The sequence below is a fragment of the Enterococcus sp. CSURQ0835 genome, from assembly GCF_902706605.1.
Taxonomy (GTDB): domain Bacteria; phylum Bacillota; class Bacilli; order Lactobacillales; family Enterococcaceae; genus Enterococcus_A.
The window spans coordinates 16,956-33,444 of sequence record NZ_CACSLH010000009.1 but is presented as its reverse complement, the minus strand read 5'-3'; the positions used below and the strand labels follow the sequence as shown (position 1 = coordinate 33,444).

18 protein-coding genes are annotated in these 16,489 nt (G+C 43.0%); 16 read left to right on the top strand and 2 right to left on the bottom strand.

Annotated elements, in window-relative coordinates; all coding sequences use genetic code 11:
- The first annotated feature begins 10 nt into the window (after window positions 1–10).
- From rplO to truA, 13 genes are all read left to right on the top strand, one after another.
- Complete coding sequence (gene rplO, locus GVJ38_RS05510; RefSeq protein ID WP_159722178.1) at window positions 11–451, top strand: 50S ribosomal protein L15; 441 nt, start codon at window positions 11–13, stop codon at window positions 449–451.
- Window positions 451–1,752, top strand: coding sequence for a preprotein translocase subunit SecY (gene secY, locus GVJ38_RS05505; RefSeq protein WP_159722177.1), 1,302 nt, complete (start codon window positions 451–453; stop codon window positions 1,750–1,752). Before rplO ends, secY begins: the two co-directional genes overlap by 1 nt.
- 69 nt (window positions 1,753–1,821) lie before the next feature.
- A complete protein-coding gene (locus GVJ38_RS05500) occupies window positions 1,822–2,469 on the top strand; it encodes an adenylate kinase (RefSeq protein WP_159722176.1) in 648 nt (215 codons plus the stop codon).
- 174 nt (window positions 2,470–2,643) lie between these two features.
- Window positions 2,644–2,862: a translation initiation factor IF-1 gene (gene infA, locus GVJ38_RS05495; protein WP_010767960.1), complete on the top strand. Its 219-nt coding sequence runs from the start codon at window positions 2,644–2,646 to the stop codon at window positions 2,860–2,862.
- 32 nt (window positions 2,863–2,894) lie between these two features.
- Window positions 2,895–3,011 carry a 50S ribosomal protein L36 gene (gene rpmJ / locus GVJ38_RS05490; RefSeq protein ID WP_002288710.1) on the top strand — a complete coding sequence of 39 codons (117 nt, stop codon included), beginning with the start codon at window positions 2,895–2,897 and terminating at the stop codon, window positions 3,009–3,011.
- 16 nt (window positions 3,012–3,027) lie between these two features.
- Window positions 3,028–3,393 carry a 30S ribosomal protein S13 gene (rpsM, locus tag GVJ38_RS05485; protein WP_159722175.1) on the top strand — a complete coding sequence of 122 codons (366 nt, stop codon included), beginning with the start codon at window positions 3,028–3,030 and terminating at the stop codon, window positions 3,391–3,393.
- Between the two features lie 24 nt (window positions 3,394–3,417).
- Window positions 3,418–3,807, top strand: coding sequence for a 30S ribosomal protein S11 (gene rpsK / locus GVJ38_RS05480; RefSeq protein WP_159722174.1), 390 nt, complete (start codon window positions 3,418–3,420; stop codon window positions 3,805–3,807).
- A gap of 81 nt (window positions 3,808–3,888) precedes the next feature.
- Window positions 3,889–4,827, top strand: a complete 939-nt coding sequence (locus GVJ38_RS05475; RefSeq protein ID WP_159722173.1) for a DNA-directed RNA polymerase subunit alpha — start codon at window positions 3,889–3,891, stop codon at window positions 4,825–4,827.
- A gap of 26 nt (window positions 4,828–4,853) precedes the next feature.
- On the top strand, window positions 4,854–5,234 hold the full coding sequence (rplQ, locus tag GVJ38_RS05470; RefSeq protein ID WP_159722172.1) for a 50S ribosomal protein L17: 381 nt from the start codon (window positions 4,854–4,856) through the stop codon (window positions 5,232–5,234).
- 261 nt (window positions 5,235–5,495) lie between these two features.
- Window positions 5,496–6,332, top strand: a complete 837-nt coding sequence (locus tag GVJ38_RS05465) for an energy-coupling factor ABC transporter ATP-binding protein (RefSeq protein ID WP_159722171.1) — start codon at window positions 5,496–5,498, stop codon at window positions 6,330–6,332.
- Window positions 6,308–7,168 carry an energy-coupling factor ABC transporter ATP-binding protein gene (locus GVJ38_RS05460; protein WP_159722229.1) on the top strand — a complete coding sequence of 287 codons (861 nt, stop codon included), beginning with the start codon at window positions 6,308–6,310 and terminating at the stop codon, window positions 7,166–7,168. The genes GVJ38_RS05465 and GVJ38_RS05460 overlap by 25 nt, the downstream gene beginning before the upstream one ends.
- The gene (locus GVJ38_RS05455; RefSeq protein WP_159722170.1) at window positions 7,165–7,962 is read left to right on the top strand and encodes an energy-coupling factor transporter transmembrane component T family protein; all 798 of its coding nucleotides are present in this window, start codon (window positions 7,165–7,167) and stop codon (window positions 7,960–7,962) included. Before GVJ38_RS05460 ends, GVJ38_RS05455 begins: the two co-directional genes overlap by 4 nt.
- 101 nt (window positions 7,963–8,063) lie before the next feature.
- Window positions 8,064–8,813 carry a tRNA pseudouridine(38-40) synthase TruA gene (gene truA, locus GVJ38_RS05450; RefSeq protein ID WP_159722169.1) on the top strand — a complete coding sequence of 250 codons (750 nt, stop codon included), beginning with the start codon at window positions 8,064–8,066 and terminating at the stop codon, window positions 8,811–8,813.
- Window positions 8,814–8,930: 117 nt separating this feature from the next.
- On the opposite strand, the gene GVJ38_RS05445 is transcribed toward truA, so the two are convergent.
- Window positions 8,931–11,534, bottom strand: coding sequence for a YfhO family protein (locus tag GVJ38_RS05445; protein WP_159722168.1), 2,604 nt, complete (start codon window positions 11,532–11,534; stop codon window positions 8,931–8,933).
- 252 nt (window positions 11,535–11,786) lie between these two features.
- Window positions 11,787–11,975, bottom strand: a complete 189-nt coding sequence (gene rpmB / locus GVJ38_RS05440; protein WP_159722167.1) for a 50S ribosomal protein L28 — start codon at window positions 11,973–11,975, stop codon at window positions 11,787–11,789.
- A gap of 270 nt (window positions 11,976–12,245) precedes the next feature.
- On the opposite strand from rpmB, the gene GVJ38_RS05435 reads away from it, so the two are divergent.
- From GVJ38_RS05435 to recG, 3 genes are all read left to right on the top strand, one after another.
- The gene (locus tag GVJ38_RS05435) at window positions 12,246–12,608 is read left to right on the top strand and encodes an Asp23/Gls24 family envelope stress response protein (protein ID WP_159722166.1); all 363 of its coding nucleotides are present in this window, start codon (window positions 12,246–12,248) and stop codon (window positions 12,606–12,608) included.
- Between the two features lie 33 nt (window positions 12,609–12,641).
- Window positions 12,642–14,330 (top strand): DAK2 domain-containing protein, encoded by a 1,689-nt coding sequence (locus tag GVJ38_RS05430; protein ID WP_159722165.1) that lies wholly within the window; start codon window positions 12,642–12,644, stop codon window positions 14,328–14,330.
- Between the two features lie 119 nt (window positions 14,331–14,449).
- On the top strand, window positions 14,450–16,477 hold the full coding sequence (gene recG / locus GVJ38_RS05425) for an ATP-dependent DNA helicase RecG (protein WP_235032825.1): 2,028 nt from the start codon (window positions 14,450–14,452) through the stop codon (window positions 16,475–16,477).
- The last annotated feature ends 12 nt before the right edge of the window (window positions 16,478–16,489 follow it).

Sequence of the window (16,489 nt, the reverse complement as noted above, 5' to 3'; positions counted from 1 at the left end):
GCCGATAATAATGAAACTTCATGAATTACAACCTGCTGAAGGCTCACGGAAAGTACGCAATCGTGTCGGTCGTGGTACTTCATCTGGTAACGGAAAAACATCAGGACGTGGACAAAAAGGACAAAAAGCTCGTTCAGGTGGTGGCGTACGTTTAGGATTCGAAGGTGGACAAACTCCATTGTTCCGTCGTTTACCAAAACGTGGTTTCACAAACGTTAACCGTAAAGAATATGCTGTTGTTAATTTAGATGCTTTAAACCGTTTTGAAGATGGAACCGAAGTAACACCGGTTGTTTTGGTTGAAGCTGGAATCGTGAAAAACGAAAAAGGTGGAATCAAAATCTTAGGAAATGGTTCTTTAGATAAAAAATTAACTGTGAAGGCTGCAAAATTCTCAAAAGCTGCGCAAGAAGCTATTGAAGCTGCGGGTGGATCAATCGAGGTGATTTAATGTTTAAACTTTTAAAGGATTCTTTTAAAGTCAAGAACATCCGATCACGTATTCTATTTACCGTTGGGATGCTGTTAGTGTTTCGAATTGGAGCACAAATCACTGTCCCCGGTGTTGATGCTAAAGGTTTGCAAGGCCTAAGCGAAATGCCTTTCTTCAGAATGTTGAATATGGTTTCAGGTTCGGCAATGCAAAACTTCTCCATCTTTTCGATGGGGGTTTCGCCTTATATCACTGCTTCAATTGTTATTCAGTTGTTGCAGATGGATATTGTGCCTAAGTTTGTAGAATGGTCTAAACAAGGGGAAGTTGGACGGAAAAAGTTAAATCAAGCGACTCGCTATTTAACTTTAGTCTTAGCTTTCATCCAATCAGTCAGTATTACGGCTGGTTTTGATTATTTTGCTCAATTTGGTTTCGTACCAAACAGAAATGCTCAGACCTTTATCACGATTGGTGTGATCCTGACTGCCGGTACGATGTTTGTAACGTGGTTAGGGGAACAAATTACGGAAAAAGGAATCGGAAACGGGGTTTCAATGATTATCTTTGCAGGGATTATTTCTCGTTTACCACAAAGTGTCATTGATATCTACAACGATTATTTTGTCAATATCGAACAAAGTGATCTGTGGAAATCGATTGTTTTTGTAGTGATTTTATTGATCGCTATTTTGCTAATCGTCGTCTTCGTGACGTACTTCCAACAAGCGGAACGAAAGATTCCCATTCAATATACAAAACAAATCGTCGGCGCTCCAACAAGCAGTTATCTACCCTTAAAAGTAAATGCTGCCGGAGTTATCCCAGTTATTTTTGCAAGTTCATTCATTGCAACTCCGAATGCGGTCTTGCAAGCTCTTGCTAAAAATTATGGTGCTGAAGGCTGGTACGAAGTGTTAACGAAATTATTCAGTTACAATACAGTGCCAGGCGCGGCAATCTATACGGTCTTGATCGTTGCCTTTACTTTCTTCTATGCGTTTGTCCAAGTTAATCCGGAGAAATTAGCGGAGAACTTACAAAAACAAGGAAGCTACATTCCGAGTGTACGACCTGGTAAAGGGACTGAAGAATATGTTTCTTCGATCTTGATGCGATTGAGTGTCGTAGGGTCAGTTTTCTTAGGTTTGATCGCATTGATCCCAATCATTGCTCAAATGATTTGGAACTTGCCACAATCGATCGGATTAGGTGGTACTAGTCTTTTGATCGTAGTCGGGGTTGCGTTAGAAACTGCCAAACAGCTAGAAGGACTTATGTTGAAGCGACGTTATGTTGGCTTTATGGATGAAGCGTAGACAAGTGTGTTGAGGATTTCCCTCAGCACCTTTCTCACACTTCCCAGTAACTAAGGAGGGAAACGTACAATGAACCTCATCTTAATGGGGCTGCCTGGCGCAGGTAAAGGAACACAAGCAGAAAGAATCGTTGAAACGTATCAAATCCCGCATATCAGTACGGGGGATATGTTCCGCGAAGCAATCAAAAACGAGACCGAACTCGGCTTGAAAGCAAAATCTTTCATGGATGCAGGGGATTTGGTCCCGGATGAAGTTACCAACGGCATCGTCAAAGAACGTTTAGCACAGCCAGATACTGACAAGGGTTTCTTGTTAGATGGTTTTCCGCGGACGTTAGATCAAGCGGAAGCATTGTCTGAAATGTTGCAAGACTTGAACAAAAAAATTGACGCCGTGATTGAGATCCAAGTAGCAGAAGACGTATTGGTAGAAAGATTAGCTGGTCGTTTTATCTGTCGAAATTGTGGGGCGACGTATCATAAGATCTTTAACCCGACAAAAGTTGAAGGAACGTGTGATCGTTGCGGCGGACATGAGTTCTATCAACGTGAAGATGATAAACCTGAAACAGTTAAAAATCGTTTAGCTGTCAATGTGAAAGCTAGTCAACCAATCTTAGCTTATTACAAAGATGCTGGAGTGTTATATCCAATCGATGGAGATCGTGATATCGATGATGTTTTTACAGATGTAAAAGCGATCATTACTAAATAATCTATGCCTACCAACTTGAAAAGCAGTACGTCTTGCTAAAGAGGATGAATTGTGATAGAATATATCAGTCCGACTTCTAAGGTTAGAAGTTAACGTTTGAAAGTAAGGTGGGAACTGCAGTTTCCGCCATTTTATCGTGTGAAAATGCGAAACAAGTACAAGGAGGTACTGTGCGTGGCAAAAGAAGATATGATCGAAGTCGAAGGGACAGTCGTCGAAACTTTGCCGAATGCAATGTTTAAAGTCGAGTTGGAAAACGGACACCAAGTTCTTGCAACTGTTTCTGGCAAGATCCGGATGCACTACATTCGTATTTTACCAGGAGACAAAGTTACGGTCGAATTATCACCGTATGACTTGAGCCGTGGCCGTATCACTTATCGCTTTAAGTAGTTGTACTCCGTAAAACTACAGGAGGTATTATCATGAAAGTAAGACCATCAGTAAAACCAATGTGTGAACATTGTAAAGTAATTCGCCGTAAAGGGCGCGTTATGGTGATTTGCCCAGCAAATCCAAAACATAAACAACGTCAAGGATAATGGAGGTGTAATAAGTATGGCTCGTATTGCAGGAGTAGATATTCCTCGTGATAAACGCGTAGTGATTTCTCTAACTTATATTTTTGGGATCGGAAACACTACCGCTAAAAAAGTTTTAGCAGATGCTGGCGTATCTGAAGACATTCGTGTACGTGATTTAACCAACGAACAAACAGACGCTATCCGTGCTGAAGTTGATAAATTAAAAGTTGAAGGCGATCTTCGTCGTGAAACCAACTTGAACATCAAACGTTTGATGGAAATCGGTTCATACCGTGGTATCCGTCATCGTCGTGGTTTGCCTGTACGTGGACAAAACACTAAAAACAATGCTCGTACGCGTAAAGGTCCAGCTCGGACAATCGCAGGTAAGAAAAAATAATTAGTGAAGGAGGTTTAAATCTTCATGGTAGCAAAGAAAGTCAATCGTAAACGTCGTGTGAAAAAGAATATTGAGACAGGAATCGCTCACATTCATTCGACTTTTAATAACACAATCGTCATGATCACTGACACCAATGGTAACGCCATTGCTTGGTCTTCTGCCGGTGCATTAGGTTTCAAAGGTAGTAAAAAATCAACACCTTTCGCGGCACAAATGGCTGCTGAAACAGCGACAAAAGTTGCAATGGAACATGGATTGAAAAGTGTTGAAGTAACTGTTAAAGGCCCTGGTTCTGGTCGTGAAGCAGCGATTCGTTCATTGCAAGCAACTGGTTTGGAAGTAACCGCAATCCGTGACGTGACTCCAGTACCTCATAATGGTGCCCGCCCTCCAAAACGCCGTCGTGTTTAATGAGTGCCCTGCTCACTATGAGTTTTACCGGAACGTCATTGAACAAGACACTTTTCGTTTTGAAAGGGGTAAAAGATAAGAATGATTGAATTCGAAAAACCAAGAATCACCAAAATTGATGAAGACAGAGACTATGGCAAGTTCATTGTTGAACCTTTGGAAAGAGGTTATGGGACTACTTTAGGTAATTCTCTACGTCGTATTCTACTTTCTTCTTTACCTGGGGCTGCTATTACAAATATTCAAATCGATGGCGTGTTGCACGAGTTCTCAACCATCAAAGGTGTGCGAGAAGATGTGGTACAAATCATCTTGAATATCAAAGGTTTAGCATTGAAGCTTTACAGCGAAGAAGAAAAAACCCTTGAGATCGATATTACTGGACCAGCTACGGTTACTGCCGGCGATATTATCGTGGATAGTGACGTAGAAATCTTGAATAAAGATTTATACATTTGTACGGTGTCAGAAGGCGCGACTTTTCATGCGCGTTTGACAGTCAGACCTGGTCGAGGCTATGTTCAAGCAGACGAAAACAAAAAAGAAGATATGCCGATTGGTGTTCTTCCTGTCGATTCTATCTACACACCAGTTCGTAAAGTCAATTATCAAGTTGAAAATACACGGGTTGGACATCGTGATGATTTTGATAAATTAACGATGGAAATTTGGACTGATGGGTCAATTATTGCCCAAGAAGCGTTAAGCTTAGCGGCTAAGATCTTGACTGAGCATTTGGATATCTTCGTTAATTTAACGGATGAAGCGAAAAATGCTGAGATCATGGTTGAAAAAGAAGAGACTCAAAAAGAAAAAATGTTAGAAATGACCATCGAAGAACTAGACTTATCTGTACGTTCTTACAACTGTTTGAAACGTGCTGGAATCAATACGGTTCAAGAATTAACGAATAAATCCGAACCTGAAATGATCAAAGTCCGTAATTTAGGTCGTAAATCACTTGAAGAAGTGAAAGCTAAATTGCATGATCTTGGGTTAGGCTTACGTAAAGACGATTAATATTACTATAAAGGAGGGAATCCCACGTGAGTTATCGTAAATTAGGACGCACATCTAGCCAACGTAAAGCGATGTTGCGAGATTTAACGACTGATCTACTTATCAACGAACGCATCGTAACGACTGAAGCTCGTGCGAAAGAAGTTCGTTCAACAACTGAAAAGATGATTACTTTAGGTAAACGCGGTGATCTTCATGCACGTCGTCAAGCTGCTAGCTTTGTACGTAATGAAGTCGCTGATGTACGTGAAGAAAACGAAGAAATCGTAATTGAAACAGCTTTACAAAAACTGTTCAATGACATCGCTCCTCGTTATGCTGAACGTCAAGGCGGATACACTCGAATCCTTAAAACAGAACCTCGTCGCGGCGACAACGCCCCTATGGTTGTTTTAGAACTTGTTTAATAATCACTCTTCACTTTATAGATGATTCTTTTAGAGTGTTATGATGTTGGAAGGCGACTTCCGAGTCTAGCTCAGCGCTACTCCTCAGGTTTTACCTGGGGAGTCAGCACTCATCATAAAGTGTTTTTTTATACCTAAAATTCCTGTCAAGACATTTACGTATACAAAAGGATTTTATGAAGTAAGAGTAATTGAAAAAAAGCGTTTTTTTTGCTAGTCTTAGAACAGATTTGCAAAATAATGAATGTGAAGGGTGCAGTTATGGATCCAATGATTGAGATAAATAAAATCGCATTTAGTTATCAAGAAGATGAGCAGCCAGCGTTAAAAGATGTGAGCTTCTCGATTGAAAAAGGCGAATGGGTTGCCATCGTCGGCCGCAATGGTTCTGGAAAATCAACGTTAGCTAAAACCATCAATGGCTTGTTGTTGCCTGAAACAGGTTCAGTCGCAGTTGGCGGCAAAGTACTGTCTGAAGAGACGGTCTGGGAGATACGTAAAATGGTCGGGATGGTCTTTCAAAATCCTGACAATCAGTTCGTCGGTGCGACGGTAGAAGATGATGTAGCTTTTGGACTAGAAAATCAAGGTATCCCACGTTCTGAGATGGTTAAACGCGTGACCGATGCATTGACGCAAGTGAAGATGAATGAATTTGCGACTCGGGAGCCGGCCCGACTTTCAGGAGGACAAAAACAACGGGTCGCGATCGCCGGTGTCGTTGCCTTGCGCCCGGATATTATTATTTTGGATGAAGCGACTAGTATGCTGGATCCAGAAGGGCGAGCAGATGTGATCGAGACGATCCGCAAGATCAAAGAGGAAAATGATTTGACCGTGATCTCGATCACTCATGATATTGATGAAGCGGCTAGTGCTCATCGGATCTTAGTGATGCGTGATGGACAGTTGGTAGATGAAGGTACACCGCAAGATATTTTTTCGCAAGGGACCGAATTGATTTCGTTAGGGTTAGATTTGCCATTTGCGGAAAAATTGAAAGCGGCCTTAAGTGCGCGGGGCATCCCGGTCCCGTCAGAATATTTAGATGAAGAAGGGATGATGGATTGGCTATGGACATCCGTTTTGAAAAAGTAAGTTACGTATATCAAGCCAATACGCCCTTTGAGCAGCGAGCACTTTATGAGGTCGACTTAGCGATCAAAGATGGATCTTACACCGCTTTAGTGGGGCATACCGGCAGTGGTAAATCGACGCTCTTACAGCATTTGAATGCATTGTTGAAACCGACTGCGGGAAAAGTTGAGATTGGTGACCGGATCATTACACCGGAAACCAATAATAAAAATTTGAAGCCAATTCGTAAAAAAGTCGGGATCGTCTTTCAGTTTCCAGAGGCCCAGCTATTTGAAGAGACCGTTGCGAAAGATATCGCGTTTGGGCCACAAAATTTTGGGGTCAGTGAAGCTGACAGTTTAGTGTTAGCTGAAGAAATGTTGCATTTAGTAGGATTAGATGATAGTTACTTAGAACGCTCGCCATTCGAATTGTCTGGTGGTCAGATGCGGCGGGTGGCGATCGCTGGTGTATTAGCGATGGAGCCAGAAGTTTTAGTGTTGGATGAACCGACAGCCGGTCTTGACCCGCAAGGCCGTAAAGAGATGATGGAGATCTTTTTAAAACTCCATCGCGAAAAAAAGCTGACCATCGTCTTAGTTACACATTTGATGGACGATGTAGCGAATTTTGCTGATTACGTCTACGCTTTAGAAAAAGGTCAAGTAGTCAAAGCCGGAACACCACAAGAATTTTTCCAAGATGTCGCTTGGTTAAAAGAAAAACAATTAGGTGTTCCACAAGCGAGTGCCTTTGCGGAAAAGATGCAAGCACGCGGCGCACAACTTACCACGTTGCCGTTGACTGAAGCCGAGCTGGCTGATTGGATCGTCCATGAGGCAGGTGAACGTCCATGATGAACAAGTTGATCTTTGGTCGCTTTATTCCAGGTGATTCCTTGATTCATCGGATGGACCCCCGAGCTAAGTTAGTGGCTAGTTTTTATTTTATCGGGATCATTTTTTTAGCGAACAACTGGCAAAGTTATTTGCTACTCGGAGCTTTCACTTTGTTTGCAGTGTTTTTATCAAAAGTCGATTTTCGTTTCTTCTTACGAGGTGTCCGGCCATTGATCTGGTTGATCTTGTTTACGGTCATTTTGCAGATGCTCTTCACCCGCGGCGGCGAATTATATTGGTCGTGGGGGATCTTTAGCTTGTCGGAGTTTGGGATCAAAAATGGGTTGTTTATTTTTTGCCGGTTCATTTTGATCATCTTTATGTCGACGCTTTTAACTTTGACGACTCCGCCGCTTTCAATGTCAGATGCGATTGAATCTTTGTTGCGACCGTTGCGCGTGATTCACGTGCCAGTCCATGAGATCGCTTTGATGCTTTCGATTGCTTTGCGCTTTGTGCCGACGTTGATGGATGAGACGGAAAAGATCATGAATGCTCAGCGTGCGCGCGGAGTTGATTTCAATGAAGGTGGTTTGATCCAAAAGATGAAAGCAATCGTTCCGTTGTTGATTCCGCTGTTTGTCTCAAGCTTTAATCGCGCAGAAGATTTAGCAACGGCGATGGAAGCCCGCGGGTATCGGGGCGGAGAAGGCCGCAGTAAGTTTCGGATATTGAGCTGGGGCAAACTTGATACCGGGGTCGTGATCATCTTTGGACTATTGACGATTGCTTTGGTGATCGTGAGAACATAAGAAAGTAAAATGGCGGCCAAAATTTTTTGGTACGCCTTGAAAAAACGGACGAGGACGGCGCTTACGTCCTCGTCTTTTTTGATTTAGGAGGAATTTATAAGATGGTAAGATACAAAGCTATCATTGCCTATGATGGAACGAACTTTAATGGTTTTCAAAAACAGCCGAATGGGCGCACGGTTCAAGGAGAGCTGGAGAAGACTTTACAAAAAATGAATAATGGCGAGGCGATAACCGTTTTTGGTTCCGGGCGGACCGATGCAGGCGTCCATGCGTTAGGCCAAGTGATCCATTTTGATTATCCGCAAGAACGGCCATTAGAACGGATGCGCTTTGCGTTGGATACTCAAAGTCCAGCTGATATCGCAGTTGCTAAAGTAGAGATCGTACCAGGTGATTTTCATGCGCGCTATTTAGTTACGGAAAAAACGTATCATTTCAAAGTCCAGATTCAAAAACCGCGGAGTCCGTTTCGCCGATTTTACGCGGCGTACTATCCTTATCCGTTAGAGCTAGAAAAGATTCGGCAAGCGTTGCCAGATCTGTTAGGAACCCATGATTTTACTTCTTTTTGTGCATCAGGGAGTTCGATTGAAGATAAAGTGCGGACGATCTATCAAGCTGAGCTCAGTGTGAACGAAGACGAGACGGAATTGACCTTTATTTTTCGCGGGAACGGTTTTTTATATAAGATGATCCGGATCTTAGTCGGTACACTGTTAAAAATCGGGAATGGTCGGTTAGCACCTGATAGTATCCCGAAAATTTTAGCCGCAAAAGATCGGAATGCTGCGGGACCCACGGCTCATCCGGAAGGGCTGTATTTAGCTGAGGTCAAGTATGCTGAATAAGGAGTCAATAAAAAAGATTAGTCGCTCAGTGGCGGCTAATCTTTTTTTGTAATCCTAAGTCTGATCGGAAACAAAGGGAAACTGACTTATGATCAAAAAATGTCTTACTTCTTCCCTTTATTTTTTGAAAGCTTGTTTATCATGAGTTCGGGTTTTACGATCGTATAGATAAAACAAACTCAGGCAAATGACAAAGAGCACGGCTCCTGGTAAGAAACCTTTTGGCAAGTAACTAAACGTAACTTGGTGTTTGCCTTTTGGAACTTTAATACTGACTAGCGCATCTTGAAAGGCTTTGATCGGAACTTTTTTCCCATCGACTTTAGCTGTCCAACCTTCGTCATAAGGGATGGTCGTGATCAAAGCTTTTGTTTCGCTTTCGTTAACGACACCGCTAGCGGAACGTTTGCCGGTCTTCAACTCGACTTGATTCGTTTGGATCTGCCGCGTGGCTAAATGAAAGGCATTTGTATCTAACGCTAGAACTTGCGGGCTTTGTAAACTAATCGATTTGGTACCGTAAAGACTGACTTTAAATGTCACCAGGGTTGGGTTTTGATAATAGCCCAAATCATAATATTGTCCGTTGATCCCGATCTGTGCTTGGCGAACTTGGTTATTGGTCGTCACCGTCGCACTGGAGCTTTCCAATTCATTGAAGTCATATGGATAGAGACTAAAGTAAGCTTGGGTCTCAGCTGGAACTTGGACTTGATAGGTCACTTCTTTTGCGGTGTTGTGTTCTTTTTCGCTGATGGTAGTCAAATTGCCCGCTTGCGTCACGTTAGCATTATTCGTCTCTGTTTGGGTAATCGGCAATAATTTGTAATAGGCTAGCTGTTCATCGGCTAACGTATTATACAATTGGGTCTGAGTACCGAGGTTGTCATTTTTTAACGGTTTTAATTGCAAACTAGTTGTCGGTGCGGTAAAGGCTAGCGGCAGTGCATTTTCATTTTCGAAAAGATGATAGTCGCCGCTCGTACCGACTTTTTTAAAGCCATATTTATTTAGCGGATCAGCTTTAGCGATGTTGTACTTGATCCCGGTGAAGCTGTCCATCAAAAGCGTATTATTTTGGTAACGGATATTTAAATTGGTTCCTCGTGAACGGAAACCTAACTGATCAAGGTAACTAGATGAGTGACGATTGCGGATGGAAGAAAACATACTGACCCCGCTGTAACCATAGTTAAAGCCATCATTAGCTGAGACCGGATCGAGATTTTCCAGCCGATAAAAATCCGAATTAGCTTTTTTTGTTTGGTCGACTAATTTTTTGATATCTGGATACGGTTTTGTATATAAACTGCGAGAAGCGTAGTTCCAATCTTTCAAAATGCCGTGGACCATCGCGTTACTGTTGGCGAACGCTTCGCCGGCCATAAAGAGCAAGAGCAAGACGCTTAAATAAGTTCCGCCGATCTTTTTGAATTTGAAGCTGGTAAATAAAAGGAGATAGGCCGCTAAAAAGGCGACCGTTATAATGAGGGAAAAGATCTTGATATAGTGATAGTCTTTTCCACGCAAGCCCCAAAAAAGCGCGACTGCGGCCATCAGTAACAATAAGATCGCCAACAGAACGGTAACGTTTTTTTCATCTAATTCTTGCCAAGCTAAACCGGCTAATGTGATTACTAAGAACGAAAACAAGTAGGCATAGCGGAATAAAAACATATTTGGCGCATGCATCCCATGCCAAAATAAATTCAACGGCATGAGGTAGAAACTAGCGATCAAAATGGCAGCAACACTACCGTAAGCTAGTTTATCTTTCCAGTTGATCTTCCGACAGAAAAAATAAAAAAGAGCTAGCGCAAGTGGCAATAAGCCGATGTAAATAAATGGGATCGAACCATATTTCGTATTATCATAAACGCCAACGAGATTTTTCGCTAAAAGATCCCACCAACCAGTTGCTTCAGTTTTTAACGCGGTGATCTTTGTCAGTTCTTCACCGTTTGTTCGCAGGTCGATGACAGCAGGCAAGATCATGATCATAGAAGCTCCACCTGCTAATAAAGATGTGATCCCGTATGGTAAGATCATGCGACGGTAAGTTTTGAAATGAGCGAAGACGCGCGCGGCAAAATATAAGACTGAAAAGATCCCGATCATGAAGCCCATATAAAAGCTAGTCAAAAACAACATTAAATAGGAAACAAATAAAAAGCGCGGCTTCTTTTGTTCCAGCAACCGATTGATGCCTAAAATCACTAGTGGTAAGTAAACATACGCATCGATCCACATGATAAGCTCTGAGTGAGCGATCGCAAACGACATCAACGCATACGTGATACTCAAGGCGACTTGCGACCAGCGAGCCAGCTTTTTGAAACTGCCATTGGCGTAAAACCAAAAGGCCAGTCCGCTAGAGGCGATTTTGAGTAACGTCAAAAAGTATAACGCATCTGGCATGTAACGGTTGGGGAAAAAGATCACGAGTGGCGTGAAAAAGCCGCCGAGGTAATAAGAAACTAGCGAAAGGTAATTCAACCCCAAAGAAGCGTTCCAAGTATAAAAAAGACCTTGTTTACCCAGCAATAAATTGCGAAAGCTGGCATGAAAATTCGAAAATTGGGAGAAGGCATCACTTGCTAAGACACTGCGATCGGAACCAGGATAGATGCCGATGATCAAATAGACGGCGATCATGATCACAAACGGTCCGAAAAAACTCGCGGCAAGATAAGGCCGATTGGTTTTTAAAAAGTTCTTCATCTCATTCACCTAATTCTATTAAACTAAACGGACGAACCGTTTCTTATTCTAGTGTACCATAGAACGTTTTGGAGAAATAAGAAGAACCTGTGAAAGGAAAGTGAAACCCGTAAGCAAGAGGGGCTGATTTGTGATTTAACGCAAAAAAACGAGATCCACAATGTTAGCGATCGCTAATATTGCGGATCTCGTCTGTTGAATGAGTGCCAAATAAAAAAACCGTTTCGAGTCGAAACGGTTTGAAAAACGAATTTACGCACGTTCAACTTTGCCAGATTTCAAAGCGCGAGCTGAGACCCAAACTTTTTTAGGTTTGCCGTCGATTAAGACGCGAACTTTTTGTAGGTTAGGTTTTACAGTACGTTTTGTTTTATTCATCGCATGGGAACGATTATTAGCACTTGATGTTTTACGACCAGTGAAATAGCAAACTTTTGCCATCTTCATTTCCTCCTTTGGCTTTCGTGTTGGAGCTAATCTAGGCTCATACTAAAATAATTTAGCATAAACAGGCAAGTTTTGCAAGCTGATTTAGTAAGAAAGATTGACAAGCAAGCGAGAAGAGGGTAAATTAAACACTGTTAGCTAGTGAGCGTTTTTTTAAGAAAGAATTGGGCTTACAGGAACTTTCTTTTATTTGAAGTAGGGCTATGATAAAATGTTATAGTAGAAAAAATGGGTCATTAGGCTTATTTAAGGAGGCTAACTAGCATGGCTGTGAAAATCAATACCCAGACCGGTATGATCGAGATCTCAAATGAAGTAATCGCAACGGTTGTCGGTGGCGCGGTCACTGATGTTTTTGGGATCGTCGGGATGGCAAGTAAAAATCAAATCAGAGACAATATTACGGATATTTTAAGAAAAGAAAACTTTTCCCGCGGCGTTGTCGTGCGGCAAGAAGAAAATGGGATCGCGGTCGATGTTTATACGATCGTCAGCTATGGAACGAAAATTTCTGAAGTATCCCGCAACGTACAAGAAAAAGTCAAATACAGTTTGGACGCACAGTTAGGTGTCAAAGCTAATTCCGTCAATGTATTTGTCCAAGGTGTACGTGTTCTGCCGGATTAATGATCGGCAGTGATCTTAAGGAGGATTATCTAGGTGAAGGTAACAGAAATCAGCGCTAGCCAATTCCAAGAAATGGTCGAAGCCGGCGCGAAACGTTTACAAGCAAACGCAGAATATGTCAATTCATTGAACGTATTCCCAGTTCCTGATGGTGATACAGGAACCAATATGAATCTCTCAATGTCCAGCGGGGCCAAAGCGGTCGTGAATTCACCAGCGGAAAAAGTTGGGGAGTTAGCAAATGTCTTAGCCAAAGGATTGTTGATGGGCGCGCGCGGAAACTCAGGCGTGATCTTGTCACAATTATTCCGCGGCTTTTCAAAACAGATTTTAGAAGTCACAACGTTGAATGCGACAGACTTAGCGCAAGCGTTAGTCCATGGTGTTGAAACGGCTTATAAAGCGGTCATGAAACCAGTCGAAGGTACGATTTTGACTGTTTCGCGGGAAGCAGCTCGGGCGGCTGAACGTAAAGCCAAAGAGAGCGATGACACGATCGAGGTCATGGAAGCGGCCGTTAAAGGAGCCAAACGCGCTTTAGCGAAAACGCCAGAATTGTTACCGGTCTTAAAAGAAGTCGGCGTCGTGGATAGTGGCGGTCAAGGCCTGCTCTTTATTTATGAAGGCTTTTTGAGTGCCTTAAATGGCAACTTTGAAGCCAATGATGAAACTTATGAGCCAAGTCCAGCTGAAATGGATGAGATGGTCAATGCCGAACATCATCGCAGTGTGCAAGGGCAGATCTCGACGGACGATATCAAATTCGGTTATTGTACGGAAATCATGGTCCAGTTAGGTGATGGGCCAACTGTTGATAGTAAATTTGATTACGAGACTTTCCGTAATTATTTGAACGACTTAGGAGATTCACTGTTAGTGGTCAACGATGATGAGATCGTCAAAGTCCACGTCCATACGGAACATCCCGGAGAAGTCATGAATTACGGGCAAAAATTTGGTTCACTAGTCAAAGTCAAAGTCGACAACATGCGTTTGCAACATGAGACGATCGTCGAACATGATCAAGAAGTCGCGGCATTTGAAGGCACGACATCAAAAGAAAAAATCCCGTATGCAGTGATCGCGATCGCCGCAGGTAGCGGGGTCCAAGAATTATTCAAGAGTTTAGGTGTCTCATATGTGATCAGCGGGGGGCAAACGATGAACCCGAGCACAGAAGATATCTTAAAAGCGATCAAAGAAGTCAATGCAGAACAAGTGATCGTCTTACCGAACAATAAAAATATTTTCATGGCGGCTGATCAAGCAGCAGAAGTCGCAGAGGTTCCCGTAGCTGTCGTACCAAGTAAAACGATCTCACAAGGCATGACGGCGATGTTAGCCTTCAATCCTGAACAAGATCTGAAAGCCAATCAAGCCGCGATGAAAGCGACCCTTGAGACGGTTGTTAGCGGACAGATCACCAATGCGATCCGTGATACAGCGATCGATGGGATCGAGATCCATGAAGGTGATTATTTAGGCATGGTTGATGGGAAGATCGTCTTAGCAGAATCTGATCTGACACAAGCAGCCATCGACACGTTAAAAAAAATGATCACACCAGATATTGAAATCATCACGATCATCGTGGGTGAAGGTGGCAGTCAAAAAGGCGCTGAAAAAATCAGTGATGCCTTACAAGCTGAGGATGCTGATTTAGAAATCGAGATCCATGAAGGAAATCAACCAGTGTATCCTTACTTGTTATCAGCTGAATAATCGTGTGAAGGGAGTGGGACATGCAACATGTTCTACTCCCTTTTTTCCGAATGAACGGTGTAACAGAAATAATTTTTGTGACCGTCACTTGTTGCTATTTTGTTAAAGGAGTTGACAGTGTGCTGTCTGAAAGTATCGAAGTGCTGCCAGGTGTCGGGCCAAAGCGCGCGCAAAATCTACAAGCATTAGGCATCGTAACGATTGAAGATTTGTTGCGCTATTACCCGTTTCGCTATGAAGACATTCAAGAAAAAAATCTGCTGGAGATCAATGATCAGGAAAAAGTGACTTTAAAAGGGGTAGTCACATCACCGGCAGTTTTGAACCGTTATGGCTATAAAAAAAGCCGCTTACAATTTCGCATGATGCAAGATCATGCGGTGTTTGCTGTTTCTTTTTTTAATCAGCCTTATTTAAAGGACAAAGTCGAAGTGGGCGAGGAACTAGCCGTTTATGGTAAATGGGATGCTAAACGTAAAGCGTTAAATGGGATGAAGATCCTAGGCAGTAAGCAGACTGAAGAATTTGCGCCGATCTATCATGTCTCAAAGGCGGTGCGACAAAGTACGTTAGTCGAGTTGATCAAAGTCGCGTTTGAAAAGTACGGCGATCAGATCGAAGAGAATTTGCCTAATTATTTGATTGAAAAATATCGCTTGTTGCCGCGAGCTGAGGCGATGGTCGCGATGCATTTTCCGAAAGATCCAGAAGCGAGCCACCAAGCAAAACGCCGAGTCGTTTTTGAAGAATTTTTCTTGTTTCAAATGCGGATGCAAGGGTTGAAAGAAAAAGATCAAAGTGAGAAAAATGGGTTAGCGATCTTATATGATGTCGACCGATTGAAAGAGTTTACGAATCGGTTGCCCTTTGAATTGACGGCGGCCCAAAAGCGGGTGACGAATGAGATCTGTTACGACTTGCGGAGTCCGCGACATATGCAGCGGCTGCTCCAAGGCGATGTCGGAAGCGGAAAAACGGTCGTTGCAGCAATCGCGTTATATGCCACGATGACTGCGGGATTTCAAGGAGCGTTGATGGTGCCGACGGAGATTCTGGCGCAACAGCATTTAGAAAGTTTGCTTCAATTGTTTGATCCATTAGAAGTTTCAGTGGCGCTTCTGACCGGTTCGACGAAAACCAAAGCCCGTAAAGCGATCTTAGCCGGCTTAGCCAATGGCGAGATCGATGTGGTGATTGGGACCCACGCATTGATCCAAGATGATGTGACCTTTCAACAGTTAGGTCTTGTGATCACGGATGAACAGCATCGCTTCGGGGTCAATCAACGAAAAATTTTACGGGAAAAAGGATTGAAACCGGATGTGTTGTTCATGACGGCGACCCCGATCCCACGGACGCTGGCGATCACGGCTTACGGTGAGATGGATGTTTCAATCATCGACCAAATGCCGGCGGGCCGAATCCCAGTCAAAACTAGTTGGATCAAACCAAATCAATTAGAAACTACATTAGATTGGGCGCGGCAAGAATTAGCGCAGGGCCACCAGATGTATGTTATCTGCCCTTTGATCGAAGAATCAGAAGCGTTAGATGTCAAAAATGCGACGGAGATCTATCAACACTTGCAAACCGTTTTTGCCCCGGATTATGAAGTTGCTCTCTTACACGGTAAAATGAAAAACCAAGCAAAAGAAGCGATCATGGAAGAGTTCAAAGAAAATAAAAGCCAGATTTTAGTTTCCACTACGGTGATCGAAGTCGGGGTCAATGTGCCCAATGCGACTGTGATGTTCATTATGGACGCAGATCGGTTTGGTTTGGCTCAGTTGCACCAGTTACGGGGCCGAGTCGGACGCGGTTCTGAAGCGTCGTATTGTATTTTAGTGGCTAGTCCGAAAAATGAGATGGGCAAAGAGCGAATGAAGATCATGACGGAGACGAACAATGGCTTTTTACTCAGTGAAAAAGATCTAGAGTTGCGGGGTCCGGGAGAAGTTTTTGGTTTCCGTCAATCTGGTTTGCCGCAATTTGTGATCGGGGATCTCGTCAACGATGCGACGATTTTAGAAGTGGCCCGTGAAGAAGCGAAAAAAGTTTGGCAGATTCACGATTGGCCTATGTTGCCGGAATTTCAAGCACTAGCAAAAGTGGTGGGCGTGACGGATGAAGAAACGTATTTTGATTAAATGTGCTATACT